Annotated in this window: 8 protein-coding genes; 6 read left to right on the top strand and 2 right to left on the bottom strand. The window is 71.5% G+C overall.

Annotated elements, in window-relative coordinates:
- Positions 1-98: 98 nt before the first annotated feature.
- Genes ACLQ24_RS12630 through ACLQ24_RS12615 form a run of 4 tightly spaced genes read left to right on the top strand, consistent with a single transcriptional unit; the run spans position 99 to position 10,083 of the window.
- The gene (locus tag ACLQ24_RS12630; RefSeq protein WP_425891389.1) at positions 99-3,935 is read left to right on the top strand and encodes a phage resistance protein; all 3,837 of its coding nucleotides are present in this window, start codon (positions 99-101) and stop codon (positions 3,933-3,935) included.
- A gap of 43 nt (positions 3,936-3,978) precedes the next feature.
- Positions 3,979-6,681 carry a BREX-2 system phosphatase PglZ gene (pglZ, locus tag ACLQ24_RS12625; protein WP_425891387.1) on the top strand — a complete coding sequence of 901 codons (2,703 nt, stop codon included), beginning with the start codon at positions 3,979-3,981 and terminating at the stop codon, positions 6,679-6,681.
- Positions 6,678-7,982 carry a BREX system ATP-binding protein BrxD gene (gene brxD, locus ACLQ24_RS12620; protein ID WP_425891385.1) on the top strand — a complete coding sequence of 435 codons (1,305 nt, stop codon included), beginning with the start codon at positions 6,678-6,680 and terminating at the stop codon, positions 7,980-7,982. Before pglZ ends, brxD begins: the two co-directional genes overlap by 4 nt.
- 1 nt (position 7,983) lies before the next feature.
- On the top strand, positions 7,984-10,083 hold the full coding sequence (locus ACLQ24_RS12615; protein ID WP_425891383.1) for a DEAD/DEAH box helicase: 2,100 nt from the start codon (positions 7,984-7,986) through the stop codon (positions 10,081-10,083).
- 10 nt (positions 10,084-10,093) lie between these two features.
- On the opposite strand, the gene ACLQ24_RS12610 is transcribed toward ACLQ24_RS12615, so the two are convergent.
- Positions 10,094-10,948: an alpha/beta hydrolase gene (locus ACLQ24_RS12610; RefSeq protein ID WP_425891382.1), complete on the bottom strand. Its 855-nt coding sequence runs from the start codon at positions 10,946-10,948 to the stop codon at positions 10,094-10,096.
- A 335-nt stretch (positions 10,949-11,283) separates the two neighbouring features.
- The gene (locus tag ACLQ24_RS12605; protein ID WP_425891380.1) at positions 11,284-12,195 is read right to left on the bottom strand and encodes a L,D-transpeptidase; all 912 of its coding nucleotides are present in this window, start codon (positions 12,193-12,195) and stop codon (positions 11,284-11,286) included.
- A gap of 209 nt (positions 12,196-12,404) precedes the next feature.
- On the opposite strand from ACLQ24_RS12605, the gene ACLQ24_RS12600 reads away from it, so the two are divergent.
- Together ACLQ24_RS12600 and ACLQ24_RS12595 are read left to right on the top strand one after the other, a co-directional pair.
- A complete protein-coding gene (locus ACLQ24_RS12600; RefSeq protein ID WP_425891378.1) occupies positions 12,405-13,997 on the top strand; it encodes a hypothetical protein in 1,593 nt (530 codons plus the stop codon).
- The gene (locus ACLQ24_RS12595) at positions 13,997-15,460 is read left to right on the top strand and encodes an NADH-ubiquinone oxidoreductase-F iron-sulfur binding region domain-containing protein (RefSeq protein WP_425891377.1); all 1,464 of its coding nucleotides are present in this window, start codon (positions 13,997-13,999) and stop codon (positions 15,458-15,460) included. The genes ACLQ24_RS12600 and ACLQ24_RS12595 overlap by 1 nt, the downstream gene beginning before the upstream one ends.
- Positions 15,461-15,468: the final 8 nt, after the last annotated feature.

Raw genomic sequence — 15,468 nt, 5'->3', positions numbered from 1 at the left:
CTGCGCCCGGCGGCTGGGATGAGCGCTGGTCACGCCTTAGGATCGGCGGGTTGCCGGTGACACCGGAGGCACGGGGAATGGCGGTGCGAGGAGCGGTGATGACCCTGTTACGGGACGTGATCGAGATTCCGACGTCGGTCGGTGACGGCGACTTCGTCGTCCGTGCCGCTGAGGGCGCGGACCTGCGCCGGTACGTCGTCACCGACCAACTCCGGGACAACTTCGCCGAGGCGCTGCGCCGCATCGGCCACGCCGTCACCACCGGCCGCTCGCAGGCGATGTTCCTGCACGGGTCGTTCGGCTCCGGCAAGTCGCACTTCATGGCCGTGCTGCGGGAGATACTTCAGCACAACCCGGCAGCGCGGGAAGTACGCGGCCTGGCCGAGCCGGTCCTCGCCGCCGACTCCTGGCTGCGCGACCGGAAGCTGCTCAACCTCACCTTCCACATGCTCGACGCGCGCTCGGTTGAGCAGGCGATCCTGGAGGGCTACCTCAACCAGATAACCGCCCTGCACCCGCAAGCACCCGTTCCCGCCGTACACCGGTCGGACGCGCTGCTCGACGACGCGGCGCGGCTGCGCGACCGGATGGGCGACGAGGCGTTCTTCGCGGCGCTGCACGACGCCGGCGGCGCTCCCGCCGCGGCCGGCGGCGGCCTCGCCGCGCACATCGCGCGGGCTGCCGGCTGGACCCCGGACATGTACGCCGCGGCGGCGGCCGCGCCGCCCGGCACCGAGCAGCGGGACCGGCTGGTCAGCGCACTGACCAGCACGTTCTTCACCGGTGCCGTCCGCAGCGGGGAATACCTCGACCTGGACACCGGCCTCGCGGTGATCACCCGGCATGCCAAATCCCTCGGGTACGACGCGATGGTGCTCTTCCTCGACGAGCTGATCCTGTGGCTCTCCACGAAGATCAGCGACCACGTCTTCGTCAACACCGAGGGTGCCAAGCTCAACAAGCTCATCGAGTCCGCCGACGCGACCCGGCCGTTGCCGCTGATCTCGTTCGTGGCCCGGCAGCGCAACCTGGAGGACTTCCTCGGCCCCCAGGTCGGCGGCACCGAACGGGAAGCCCTCGCGCACGTCATGCGCAGCGTCCAGGGCCGGTTCGGTGAGATCGCCCTCGCCGACACGAACCTGCCCGAGATCACCGAGAAGCGGCTCCTCAAGCCGCTGACCGATGAGGGTCGGGCAGTGCTCGACAACGCCTTCGCCGCCGTCAAGGGCAACCGGGAGGTGTGGGACGCGCTGCTGCTCGGCGCCCAGTATGGTGACGCCGGCATCGGCTCCGACGCCGCCGCGTTCCGCAAGCTCTACCCGTTCTCGCCGGCGCTTGTCGCCACCCTGGTCGCGCTGTCGCAGGCCTTGCAGCGGGAACGTACCGCGCTGAAGGTGATGACCGAGCTGCTCGTCGCACGGCGGGACACTCTCCAGGTCAACGACCTGATCGGGGTGGCGGCGCTCTTCGACCCTCTCGTCCTGCACGGTGAGCTGCCCGACCGGCCCAAGCTCAAGCAGCTCTTCCAGGCCGCCCGCACGCTGTATGTGCAGAAGTTGCGGCCGATCCTGCTCAACCTCAACAGCATCAACGAGGAGCAGGCCGCCACCCACCAGCAGTTCCAGCTCGACGACAAGCTGATCAAGACGCTGCTGCTCGGTGCGCTGGTGCCCGAGGTGCCGGCCCTGCACAGCCTCACCGCCGCCAAGCTGCACGCGCTCAACTTCGGCTCGATCACCTCGCCGATCCCCGGCTACGAGCGGCAGATCGTGCTCAACCGGCTCAACCGGGTCGCCGACAGCGCCGGTGAGCTGCACCTGACCACGACCCCCGACCCGGTCGTCACCCTCAAGCTGCACACCGTCGACTACGACAAGCTGCTCGACCTGGTCCGCGAGGACGAGGCCAACAACACCGGCGTCCGGCAGCAGCTCATTCGGGAGCTGGTCAGCGCCGAGATGGGCATCGCCGGCAGCGAGGGCCAGCTTGGCGAACTGCTCCACTCCCGGGCCTGGCGTGGCCGGTCGCACACCATCCAGGTCAAGTTCGGCAACGTCCGCGACCCCGACACGATGCCGGTCTCCGCGCTGATTGCCACCGGCGACGCATGGCGGATCGTCATCGACTACCCGTTCGACCCGCAGGGCTACGAGCGCAGCGCCGACCGCGCCCGGATCGAGCGCCTGGAGCGGGGCTCGAAGACCGTCTTCTGGCTGCCCTTCTATCTCACCGATGAGCTGCTGGGTAAGGTCGGTCAGCTCGCGAAGATCAACTATCTGCTCGGCAACGGCACCGGCGACCGGCTCAACTCGCTCGCCGCCGACTGGCCCCTCGCCGACCGGCAGCAGGGCCGGGTCTACCTCCAACAGCGGCAGACCCAGCTGCGCGGCACGCTGATCAGCGCCCTCATGCAAGCGTACGGGTCGGCAACATCCCGCGGCTCCGACGTGCAGGACGACACCATCGGCGTGTTCCACACCCTCGCCGAAGGTCTGCACGTCGGCGACCCCCGCGGCGGCACCCTGACCGAGGCGTTCACCAACCTCACCGGCGAACTTCTGGCCTGGTCCTACCCGGGCCGTCCGGCCATGCCGGACGACGAGAAGCCCGTCACCCGCAGCGAGATGGCGAAAATCATCGAGTACGCCAGGCAGGCCGCCGCCGACCCCGCCCGGGGTGTCAGCGTGCCCAACCCGGCCGACCAGCGCATCCTCCGCCGCGTCTGCAACAACCTGCGCCTGGGCGAGCTGATCGACGGCCGGTACGTGCTGAACATGACCACCTGCCGTTGGAGCAAGCACCTGCTCCAGGCCGCCGCCAACGAGGGTTACACCGACCACTTCCCGGTGCACGTGCTGCGTCGGCTCATCGACGAGCCCGCCGCGTTCGGCTTCGACCGGGACCTGCAAAACCTGATCATTCTGGTCTTCGGCCTGGAGCAGCAGCTCGCCTGGTACCAACACAGCGGCAAGATCGATGTCACGAACGTTGCCGCCGTTCGGGACGGTGAGATGGAGCTGCGGCACCCGCCGATGCCCGACGAACAGGCCTGGAACGCGGCGGTCCTCCGGGGTGCCGCGCTCTTCGGCGGCGTGCTGCCCGCCTGGCGGACGCCCGCCAACCTGGGCGAGCTGGCCGGCACGCTGCGTCGGGCGGCGGGCGCGCGGCAGAAGCCCGCCGGTGACCTCGTGCAGGCCCTGGAAGCCCACGCCGACGTGCTGGGGCTCGACAGGTCGGCGCTCACGGGTCGGCTCGCCACCGCCCGGCGGGCGGCCCGGCTCGTGACCGACCTGGCCGTCGAGCGCGACGATGTGGTGCTGGTCGAGACGTTGGCGCGCGCCGACCTCGGCGACGTCGACGACCAGGCCGTCGGCGAGGTGCTCAGCCAGGCGGGAGACATCACCAAGGCGTTGGCCCAGGGCCACCAGTGGCCCCTGCTCCAGGCGATCGCCGCCCGCGCCGGCCACGACGACCGGGCACGAGTGATCATCGAGCAGTTGCAGAGCGTCGGCCGGCACGAACAGCACGGACAGGACCTGGTCGACGCCCTCCAATCGGCCTCTGCGGCATCTGCGGCACTCCTCGCCGCCGACCAGCCGAAACAGCCGACCGCGCCGGCGAGTGGCAGCGATGCCACCGTGAACGGCTTCGGCGCGACCCCGAGCGCCACCGGTTCGGTTCCGGGTGTCGCGGGCGCTTCGGTGCCGACCCAGCAGCCTGGTCGGACCCCCGAAACGGCGGCGCTGCCTGGCGCAGGCAGCGTCGAGGTAGGGGGCGCGAGGTCGACGTCGGTGCCGGGTGGCAGCGGGTCGGTCGGCGTTGCTGCCCGGCGGCACGAGGTCAGCGACGTGGCCAGCTGGGAGAAGATCGCCGCCGAGATCGCGGCCGAGGTTGCCGCAGGACGGCGCGTCACGGTCAGTTGGGAGACCCAATGACCGGGACGCGCACCTCTGCCCCTCGTCGCGCGGGGACGCAGTCGTGAGCGCGCCCGTCGCCGCAGCCCAGCCGGACGCAGTCCGCCGCAAGATCGAAGCGTGGCTGGCGGAAAACGACCGCGCGGAGACCATCGCGCTGACCGCCCGACCCGAGTGGTCGGCCGAACCGGTGCTCACCATCGGCGACACCCCGGTCCGGGTGGTCCCATGTCCCACCCCGCTGGCCGCCCGCGCAGCCCTGCACGACCGGTCCGACGGTGAACGGCTGGTGCTGCTCACCGAGCTGACGGACAGCGAGTTGGGCGACGGGCTCCTCGCCCACCTCAGCAAGCAGACCGTCCGCAAGATCGACCCGTGGGATCTGGTCCGGCAGATGTTCGGCGGGGTGAACGCCCTCGACCCCACCCTGGTCCGGGTCGGCCGCTGGGTCGCCAACGCCCTCACCGACCACACCCCGGCGGACGGGTGGCCCGCCCCACCCGGCGCGATCCTCACCCGTGACCACGCGTTGCGCAGCCTCACCTCGGAACTGCTCGATCTGCCGCCCGCCGAACTGGACGACAGCGGGTTGGTGCAGTGGAGCACCGACGCCCGGCGGCAACTGCGCTTCACCACGCTGCCGGACGCCGTCGCCGACGGCATCACCACGTACCTGACCGGGACCGCCGGCCGTGCTGCCGTTCCGGTCATGGCCGCCGTCCGGGCCGGGCACGGGGTCGACGTCATCGCGCTGGGGCTCCTGGCCGGGCTGCTCTGGCCCGCCCCCACCGAGAAGGTCGCCGAGGTGGAGGCGGCGGTCGGCCGTACCCGCCTGGAACCCCGGTTCGGTGGCCTTCGGCTCACGTCACACCAGGCCAAGGCACTGCACGAGGCGGCAGAGGCGTGGGTCTACCGGACTGTCGACTCCGGGCCCACCGGACGAGACGAGGCGATGCGGATGCTGCGGCGGGCGGAAGCGATCGCCGCCGACGTGGGCATCACCGGTCTGCTCGGGGCGTCGGCCGTCCTGCCCAGCGGCTTTGTCCAACGGCTGCGTGCCTTCGCCGACGCCGTACGGCTCGCCGTGCCAGCCGGAACCACGGCGCTGCCCGCTGCCGTTGCCCGCGCGCAGTCGGCACTTGCCACCGTAGAGGCACACCGGGCCGCCGATCCCCGCCGAGTGGAGACCGCCCGGATGGCCGTACGCCTGCTGCGCTGGCTGCACACCACCGACGGTCCCGCACCGGCCACCCTGCTCGACGCGCTGCACCGGCAGGTCCGCCAGGACGGCTGGGTGGACCGGGCACGGCTCGACGTCTTCACCGGCGACCCCGACCCGCAGGTCGCCGAGGCGTACCGCCTGTTGCACCGTGCTGTCGACGTGCGCCGATCCCGCCACGACCAGCAGTTCGCCACGCTGCTCGCCGCCGCGACCAGCGCCGAGACCGAGCCCGGCGCGCTGCTGCGCGTCGAGGACGTGCTCGACCGTGTCGTCCAGCCGGTCCTTGACCACGGCCGCCGGGTGCTGCTGCTCGTCATGGACGGCATGGGTGTCGCCGCCGCCACCGAGCTGGCCGAGTCGGTCACCCGGACCGGCGCCTGGGTCGAGCTCAGCCTTGACGGCGGGCCGCGGACCGGGGCGCTGGCGGCACTGCCGACCGTCACCGAGGCCAGCCGATGCAGCCTGCTGAGCGGACGGATCGCCGCAGGCCGTCAACAGGCCGAACGGAAGGCATTCCAGGAACGCTTTCCCACCGGCCGACTGCTGCACAAAGCCGCATTACGGGCCGGTGCCGGGGCAGCCCTGGACCCCGAGGTGCTCGCGGCCCTTGACGACCCGTCGATCCCGTTGGTCGCCGCCGTTGTCAACACGATCGACGACGCGCTGGACCGCAGCGAACCGGGCACCACCGTCTGGGGGGACGACACCATCACCGCCGTCGGCGACCTGCTTACCTCTGCGGCGGACCGGGTGGTCATCCTCGTCTCCGACCATGGCCATGTCGTGGACCGTGGCCCAGACGGGGTCACCCTGCCCAGCGGTAGCGGCGAAAACCGGTGGCGCCCGCCGACCGAAGCGGCCGGAGACTCCGAGGTGGCCGTTACCGGCAGCCGGGTGGCGCTCGGAGCCGGTTCCATTGTCCTGCCTTGGCGGGAAGACGTGCGCTACGGGCCGCGTAAAGCGGGCTACCACGGCGGCGCTTCCCCCGCCGAAGCGGTCATCCCGCTGCTCGTGCTGAGCGCAGGCGACGACCTCGCCGTACCCGGGTGGGCGGGCGCGCCGGTGGCCAGCCCCGACTGGTGGCGCGAACCGCTGCCGGAGACGCCACCGGCGTCGGCCCACCCGACGCAGGCGACCCGACGTCGTGCACGTCGGCCGGTCGAAGAGCCGCCGACCGGTCTCTTCGACCTCGCGCCAACAGGTGCGGCTGCCGTTTCTCAGCCCGAGCACGCCGCGCCTGACCTCGTGACGGCGCTGCTCGCCAGCGACCGCTATGCACAGCGGCGAGACCCTCGCCTGCCGCTGGCCGACGAACGGGTCGCCGCGCTGCTGGGCACACTGATCGCCAGTGGTGACCGGGCGACCCTGGACACTCTCGCCGCTCGATCCGGCGTACCAGCACACCGGATCAACGGCACGGTCACCGCGTTGCGCCGGCTCCTCCAAGTCGAGGGCTACCCGGTGATCACCGTCGACGCGGACGGCCGGACCGTCCACCTCGACCGCAGGCTGCTGATTGAGCAATTCGAGCTGGAGCAGCGGTGACGGTGGAGATTTCCGCTCGTCGCCGCCGGGACATCATCGACGCGCTACGCCGGGGTGCCGTCCCGAGCAACGGGCTCGACGCGCTCGCGGTCGGGCTCGACCGGTTCACCGCCGCACTGGACGACGACCTCGCGCGGGTCGCCGACGGCGGCAGTGTCTTCAAGGCAGTCCGGGGCGAGTACGGCGCTGGCAAGACCTTCTTCACCAGATGGCTGGCCGAGCGCGCCAAGCGGCGAGGATTCGCCGCCGCGGAAGTCCAGATCTCGGAGCTGGAGACGCCCCTGCACCGGATGGAGACCGTCTACCGACGGCTGGTCGAACACCTCAGCACGGAACAGTTCATGCCGAGTGCGTTCCGTCCCGTCCTCGATGGTTGGATCTTCGCGTTGGAGGAGGACGTGCTCGCCGCCGGTACGGTCGCAGAGGACGACGCGCCGGGGCTCGACCGTGCGGTGAACGACCTGTTGGAGCGCCGGCTGGGCGACATTTCCCGCAGCACGCCGAGCTTTGCTGCGGCTCTGCGCGGTTATCGGGCTGCCAGCGCTGCCGGTGACCACCTCACCGCCGACGGGCTGGCGGCATGGCTCGGTGGTCAGCCGCACGTCGCGGCCTCCGCCCGGCGCGCTGCCGGGGTCAAGGGTGACCTCGACCATTACGGCGCGCTGAGCTTCCTGCAGGGTCTGTTGACCGTTCTGCGCGACAGTGGGCACCATGGGCTGCTGCTGGTGCTCGACGAGGTCGAGACCCTGCAACGGGTACGCTCCGACGCCCGGGACAAAGCGCTGAACGCTCTCCGACAGCTCATCGACGAGATTCATGCTGAACGATTCCCGGGCCTGCTGTTGGTGATCACCGGAACACCCGCGTTCTTCGACGGTCCGCAGGGCGTTCAACGCCTGCCACCTCTTGCGCAACGGCTCGCCACCGACCTTGGCCCCGACCCGCGCTGGGACAACCCCCGGGCCACCCAGCTCCGACTGTCCGGCTTCACCATCGACGCTCTGGTGGAGCTCGGCACCAGGGTCCGAGACATCTACGCCAGCGCCCAGGTCAACGCGCGAGTCGACGACGAATACCTGGCCACCCTGGCCCGCGCCGTGACTGGTGCCCTGGGCGGGGAGGTCGGAGTGGCACCCCGCGTCTACCTCAAGAAGCTCGTCGCGGACGTCTTCGATCGGGTGGATCAGTTCGCCGACTGGGAACCACTGCGGCACTACGCACTGACGGTGCGAGCCGACGAGCTGACCGAGGTGGAACGCAATGCCGCCGCTCGGGCTGACGACATCGAACTGACGATCTGACATGCTGCCCGACCTGGATCCGGTCGTGGTGCACCACGTGGTCAACACCCTCGGCTGGCGGGATCTCCGCCCCCTGCAGCGGGCTGCGGTTGAGCCGGTGCGCGGCGGTCAGGACGCCCTCCTGCTGGCACCGACGGCAGGAGGAAAAACCGAGGCGGTGATGTTTCCACTGCTGTCCCGAATGGCTGAGCACCAGTGGACCGGCACGTCCGTTCTCTACCTCGCCCCGCTCAAGGCGCTGCTCAACAACCTGCAACCCCGGCTGGAACAGTACGCCGGGTGGCTCGGACGGCGGGTGGCCCGGTGGCACGGGGACGTCGGCGCATCACAGCGGCGGGCGGTGCTCTTCGAGCGGCCGGACGTCCTGTTGACCACCCCTGAGTCACTGGAAGCCATGCTGGTCAGCGTCAACGTCGATCACCGACAGTTCTTCGCCGGCCTGCACGCGGTCGTCGTCGACGAGGTGCACGCGTTCGCCGGAGACGACCGGGGCTGGCACCTGCTGGCCGTCCTGGAGCGACTGACCCGGGTGGCCGGCCGACCGCTGCAACGGATCGGCCTTTCCGCGACCGTCGGGAACCCGAACGAACTGCTCGCCTGGCTCCAGGGCGCCGGTGGTGGCAACCGCCCGGCCCGGGTGGTGGCGCCCGACGTGGCCCAAACCGTTGGTCGTCCGCCGCCTGGCGAGATCGAGTTGGACTACGTGGGATCACTTGTCAACGCCGCTGCCGTGATCGCACGTCTGCATCAGGGCGAAAAGCGCCTCGTCTTCTGCGAATCCCGGCAGACCGTGGAGGAGTTGGGGCAGCTACTGCGGGCACAGGGGGTCACGACGTTCCTCTCCCACGCGTCCCTCTCCGTCGACGAGCGTCATCGGGCGGAGCAGGCATTCACCGAGTCCCGGGACTGCGTCATAGTCTCGACCAGCACTCTCGAACTCGGTATCGACGTCGGCGACCTGGACCGCGTGATCCAGATCGATTCGCCAGCGACTGTGGCGTCCTTCCTGCAACGGCTCGGGCGCACCGGTCGTCGTCCTGGAAGCAGTCGAAACTGCCTGTTTCTGACAACCGGCGGTCAGCCCCTCGTGCAGGCGGCCGCTCTTCTCCTGCTCTGGTCACGTGGATGGGTGGAGCCGGTCACCGCGCCTCCGGAGCCTCGACACATCGTCGCTCAGCAGCTGCTCGCGCTCTGCCTGCAGGAGCATCGGATCGGGGACGAGACCTGGGCCCACGCCTGGAACGGGTTCGGCCCATTCGGGGAGACCGCCCGGCCGATCGTGCGACACCTGGTCGAGCACGGCTACCTGGAGCAGGACGACGGCATGCTCTTTATCGGATCCGCGGCCGAAGCACGGTTCGGTCGTCGTCACTTCATGGAGATGACGGCCGTCTTCACCGGGCCGCCGGAGTTCACCGTCCTCCTGGGGCGCAGTGAGCTGGGCCGGATCGACCCCAGCCTGCTCACCGAGGAGGTTCAAGGTGAGCGCCGGCTGTTGCTGGGCGGCCGGAGCTGGCGGGTCACGTACATTGACTGGCGCCGGCGGCGATGTTTTGTCGAACCCACCGATGGTGGGGGACGCGCCCGTTGGTCGGGCACCGGCTGGGCGTACCGCGGCTACCCGCTCTCCCAGGCGATGCGGGAGGTACTGCTGGCAACAGACCCGCCCGTCGCGCTGACCCGCCGCGCGCTGACCCGGCTCGCTCAGGAGCGCGAGGATAAGCTTCACCTCGTGCATCCCGGCGGCACTGTCATCCTCCGCGAGGACAACGGCGACCTTCGCTGGTGGACCTGGGCGGGTTTCCGAGCGAACGCGACGCTGACAGCGACCCTCAGCGAGGTCGTCGACCCGGTGGAACGATTCGACGGCAACAGCATCCGGCTGCGGGAAAATGTCACGCCCGCCAGTTGGCGGACGCTCACCGCCGACGCGGCCACCCGACTCTGCCTGCCGGAGATCAACGACAAGGCTCTCGACGGTCTCAAATTCGGGGCGGCACTGCCCAGGCACATGGCGACGGCGACGCTCGCCGCGCGCCTGGCCGACCTGGACGCGGCGGCATCGGTGTTGGACGAACCTGTCCGCTTTGTCCAGCTGTGATGAGGCATGTTCAGCGGCGGGGCGTCTCGCTGGCGATGGTCGCCTCCCGGGGCAGCGCTGCGGCCCGCAGCGACCAGTCCAGCGCGTAGTCGGCGATCTCCTCCCAGCCGGGCGCTCCGACCGTGAAGTGCGACCGGCCGGGAAACTCCTCGTACGCGGTGAGGGCCCGGGACTTCTGGTACAGCCCCGCGTTGGCGCGGACCACCGACGCCGGCACCACGTGGTCTTGACCGCCGGCCATCAGTAGCAGCGGCGCGCGGTCGACGCGTCCGGTGTCGACGCGGGCAGGTGAGCGGGGGTCGACGTTGGCGAACGCACCCTCGAAGAACACCCGTCCCGCGCCGGGAACGGCGTAGCGCTGCCAGGCCCGGTCGGACTCCTCGCGGCTGAGCGTGTTGCCGAAGGTGTAGGCGAAATCGTCCTGGGTGAACGGGACGGCCTTGCCGCGGTTGGCGGGGCTGCGCAGGATCGGGAAGCCGGAGCGCAGCTGGCTCAACGGCACCTTGAGCACCCCCTTGATCGCCGCCGGATGCACCCCCACCACCGCCGCGCCGAGGCCCCGGTCGGCGAGGACCTGGGCGAAGAGCCCACCGAACGAGTGACCCATGATGATCGGCGGTCGCGGGAGTGCCCGGATGATCCGGTCGTAGTGGGCGACGATCGTGGCCATGCTCTGCTCGGCGATCGGGCTGGGATCGTCGCGCAACTGCTCCACGGACCGGTCCATGCCGGGCCAGGCGGGGGCGATGACGTGCATGCCGCGCTCGGTGAACCGATCGGCCCACCCCTCCCAGCTTCGCGGGGTCATCCAGAGTCCGTGGATCAGCACGACCGTGTCGACCTGGCTCTGCGGTGTGGCACCCATCGTGTCCTCCCGGTATCGCCGCGTCCGGCGGCGCGCTTACCCGCTGCCGTCCCCGCAATGCCTAGCGTCGGGGGGTGATGACTCAGGGGCATATTGATGACTCAGCGGCATCACGCTCGTCGCGGTCCTCGCCCGCCTGCCCCTCACTCTCCGTGCCCCTCCGGGCCTGACGGCCTCACCAAGACCTTCGGTACGGTCGCCGCGGTCGACGGGCTGAGCCTGCGGGTGCAGTCCGGTGAGGGTGGCGTTCCCACGGTCCGCGCTCGCCGCGGCGGGCATCGCGGCGGAGGTGCCGGCCGAGAACGGTTGGCTGCTCGGCGAGTGAGCGGCCCGGCTCAGGCGGTCGGCGGTGGGGTGGCGAGCTGGTCGACGACCACCAGGCTGCTGCCGGGCCGGACCTCGGCGAGCAGTTCCCGCTGGCCGCTGCGGGTGACCCGGATGCAGCCGTTGGTGGTGTTCTCGCCCAGGTCGTCGTCGTTGTGCCAGGAGTGCAGGCCGATGTGCGCGCCGCGCAGCCCGGTGGGCACCGCCTCCGGGTCGTCGGGGATCGAGCCGAGGGCGTAGATGTCCACCCCGCCGTACACCTCCTCGGGCGGCGGGGTGCGACCCAGGATGAAGGTGCGTCCGAGCGGCGTCTCCTGCCCCGACTGGCCGAGGCTCGTCTCCCACGAGCGCACCGCCTTGCCGGCCCGGTACCAGGTGAGCCGGTGCACCTTGCGCTCCACCACGATCTGATCGCGCAGCGCCACGGTGTCGAACCCGCCCGGGGGCAGCCAGGCCAGGCGTCGGTTGGCCGAGGGCAGCAGGACGGCCGTCCAGCCGGTTCGCCGCTGGGCGATCGGCACGGTCAGTTCGACACCGGCGAGCGTCGGTTCGAGAAAGGCCAGCGGCCGGCCTCCCGGGGCGTCGTACGCGGCGATCCGGCGGGTCGGGTGTACGCCCTCGGTCAGCGGCGCGATGTCCATCGTGGCCGGGTCGGCCGGGAAGCCCTTCGGCGCGGGGTCGTAGTCGAGCACCGGCAGCCCGTCCGGGGCGGGTGCGGCCGGCGGGACCGACTCCTGAAGGCTCTGCTCGATACTGCTCGGAGTCGGGTCGGCGGCCACCACGTGCTGGCCCTCGGGGGCCGTCGAGTGTGGGGTGAGAGCCTGGCCGACCAGCAGCGCGGCGACCAGCAGCACGGGTACGGCGACCGCGCCGACGATCCAGCCGGCGCGACGACGGTACGGGGATATTCGGTCAAACGGCACCAAACTACTTTATGGGGGTGGATGGTCCAGGACCCCCGGTTCGGCGATACCCGCCGGCCGGATGGGCATGCGTCACTGCGCGTCACCTAGGCGGGCGCGCACAACGCGCCGCGACTCCACTTGGTTCGATCGCGGGCCCAGAATTTTTCCCGCCGGATGATCCGCGCGCCCCGCCGGTCCGTACTGGATGGGGGAGCAGGGGTCGGCCGGTGGTACGCCGCCGCGAGACGATCGAGGAGCAGATGGCCCGGGCAAAGCAGAACCAGAAGGCCGCCGAGGTCCGGACCAGCACCAGCAGTCGGGGGGTGCGGATCCGGTCCCGCTCAGCGACCATGTTGCTGATCGCGTCGATGCTCGCCGCGTTCTGGGCGGCGACCATGCTGACCGGCGCCGGTCAGATGGCGTACGCGTACGGCTTCTTCTTCACCGAGTTCTTCGCCGGCGTGATCGCCCTGGTGTCGCTGAGTCTCACCGTGATGCTGGGTCTGGTCGCCACCGACCGGCTGGTGCTGAACATCTCGCACCGCGTACTGATGCAGTCCGCGCACCGCGCCACCGGCGTCCTGGGCGTGGCCGGACTGTTCTTCCACGTCCTCACCAAGATCGCCACCGGTCGGGCGGCGGCGACCGACTCGCTCGTGCCGTTCATCGGCGGCCGGGGGCTCTACGTCGGCCTCGGCACGGTGGCCGCCCTGCTCATGGTCAGCGTGATCTGGACCGGCATCATCCGGGCCCGCTTCGCCGGCGTCGGTCCGAAGTGGCTCTGGCGGGCCCTGCACTCCGCCGCGTACCTCGCCTGGCCCTTCGCGATCCTGCACGGCCTCAACGCCGGTCGGGCCGCGGCGTCCTGGGTGGTGCTCAGCTACCTCGCCTGCGTCCTGCTGGTCGTGCTGGCGCTGCTGGTCCGGCTCTCGGTCACCATCGGCCGGCGCAGCCGCGAGCAGCACCAGGCCGCCGTGCGCAACGCGGCGCTGGCCGGGCGGGGCACCGAGGAGGGCCGCGGGCGCTCGCTGCTGGCCGGACTGGGCCGCCGCCGCGAGACCAGCGAGGACAAGCGCCCGGCCTGGGCGGAGTCCACCACCGCCACCTGGACGGCACCGGCCGGCCCGCGGCGGCGCGGCCCCGAGCGGTTCACCGTTCCGGTGGTGCCCGAGCCCGGATCGCTGGTCGAGTCGACCCGGCCCAGCCGGCGTCGCCGGGACGAGGAGCCGGCGGCCCGGCAGGACGTCGACCGGTCCACGCGCGGCCGGCGCGACGAGGTGGAGACGACGGCGACCCGCCGCTCCGCGCGCCGCAGCGCGGACGAGGAGACCACCTCGACCCGTCGCCGTCGCGCCGAGGAGCCGGCGGCCGAGCGGAGCAGTCGTCGGTCCCGCTCCGAGGACGAGGACGCCCGCTACTCGGCGCCGCCCCAACGGGCCGTCGAGGAGCCCGAGGAGCCGTGGGACAGCCCGCGCCGCTGGCAGGCCGCCGGTCCGGTCTCCGCCGGCCCGATCTCCGCCGAGCCGATCTCCGCCGGCCCGATCTCGGGTGGTCCCATCTCGGCGGCGCCGCGCAGCGGCAGCGGCCGGCACAGCGCCGAGGACGACCTGCCGGAGGAGCCGGACTACTGGCGTCCGCCGGTCCGGTACGTCCCCGAGGAGGTGCCGCCGCCCGTCGACGACACCCCGACCCTCGTCGACCTGGCGTCGCGGCGAGCCCGACGGGCCGCCGGCGAGGGCCGGTCCGCCAAGCGCCGCAAGGCCAGCGCGGACGCCGTGGACGGGGCGTACTGGGCCGGACTGCGGGGTGAGGCGAAGTGATGCGGACGGCCGTGCCCCCGGTGGCCTGCGTCGGTGAGCCTCGACTGACCGCCGGCTTCGCCGAGTTCGGTCGCCTCGACCTGGCCGCGCACGAGGAGGTGCACGGGCCGATCGGCCCGATGGAGCCGGCGCAGCTCCTCCGGCTCGCCGAGGGCATGCAGCTCAAGGGCAAGGGCGGCGCGGGCTTCCCGTTCGCCCGCAAGCTGCGCGCCGTGCTGGAGTCCTGCGAGCGGCAGGACCTCGCCGCGGTGGTGGTGGTCAACGCCACCGAGGGGGAGCCGGCGAGCTGGAAGGACAAGGTGCTGCTGACCCGCGCCCCGCACCTGATCCTCGACGGCGCGGCGCTGGCCGCGTACGCGCTGGACGCCGACGAGATCGTCATCGGCGTGGCGGACGACGGGGTCGGCCGGGACTCGCTGATGGATGCCCTCGACGAGCGTCGGATGCCGGTTCCGACCACCATCGTCACCGTGCCGCACCGGTTCATCTCCGGCGAGGGCGGCGCCTTGGTCAACGGGATCAACGGGCTGCCACACATCCCGCCCGGCACCAAGAAGCGCTCCAGCGACTCGGGGGTCAGTGGCCTGCCCACCCTGCTGTCCAACGCCGAGACGTACGCCCAACTCGCCGTCGGCGCGCGACTCGGCCCGTACGAGTACGCGGCGCTCGGCACCGACGACGAACCGGGCACCGTGCTGCTCACCGTGACCGGCGCGGCGGCCCGTCCGGCCGTGGTGGAGTGCACCGCAGGCATGCCGCTGCGCGACGTCCTCGACCTGTGCGAGGTGCCGGACGTCCAGGGCATCCTGATGGGCGGCTACCACGGCAAGTGGATCACTCCGGAGGCGGCGGAGAAGGCCGAGGTCTCCCGCAAGGGCCTGGCAGCGGTCGGCGGCACCCTCGGCGCCGGCATCATCATTCCGGTCGGGGTCGACACCTGCCCGCTCGGCGAGGCCGCGCAGGTGGTCCGCTACCTGGCCGGCGAGTCCGCCGGCCAGTGTGGCCCGTGCAAGATGGGCCTGCCGGACCTGGCCCGCGCGGTCGACCTGGCCGTCGCCGGCAGCCAACCGGCCGACGTCGTCCGCGCCGCCGCGGGCGAGGTCAAGGGCCGGGGCGCGTGCAGCCACCCCGACGGTACGGCCCGGTTCGCCCTCTCCGCGATCGAGGTCTTCGCCGAGGACCTGCGACTGCACAGCACCGGCGACGGCTGCGGCCGGCGGGTCAAGGGCGTCATGGGGCTGCCCGGCGCGCCCGACGCCAACCCGCAGAAGCTCACCCTGGACTGGTCCCGCTGCGACGGGCACGGACTCTGCGCGCACGTGGTGCCGGACTTCATCCGGCTCGACGGCAACGGCTACCCCGCGTTCCCGGCCACACCCGTGCCGACCTGGCTGCGCGAGGGCGCCCTCAAGGCCGTCAAGGTCTGCCCGGAACTCGCCCTGCGCCTCGCCAAGGCCGAGTAGGGAAAGGC

Origin of the sequence: Micromonospora sp. DT4 (genome assembly GCF_049841675.1) — a bacterium.
In the GTDB taxonomy this organism is placed as follows: Bacteria; Actinomycetota; Actinomycetes; order Mycobacteriales; family Micromonosporaceae; genus Micromonospora.
The sequence above is the reverse complement of the archived record's forward strand: the minus strand, read 5'-3'. Positions and strand labels throughout refer to the sequence as shown.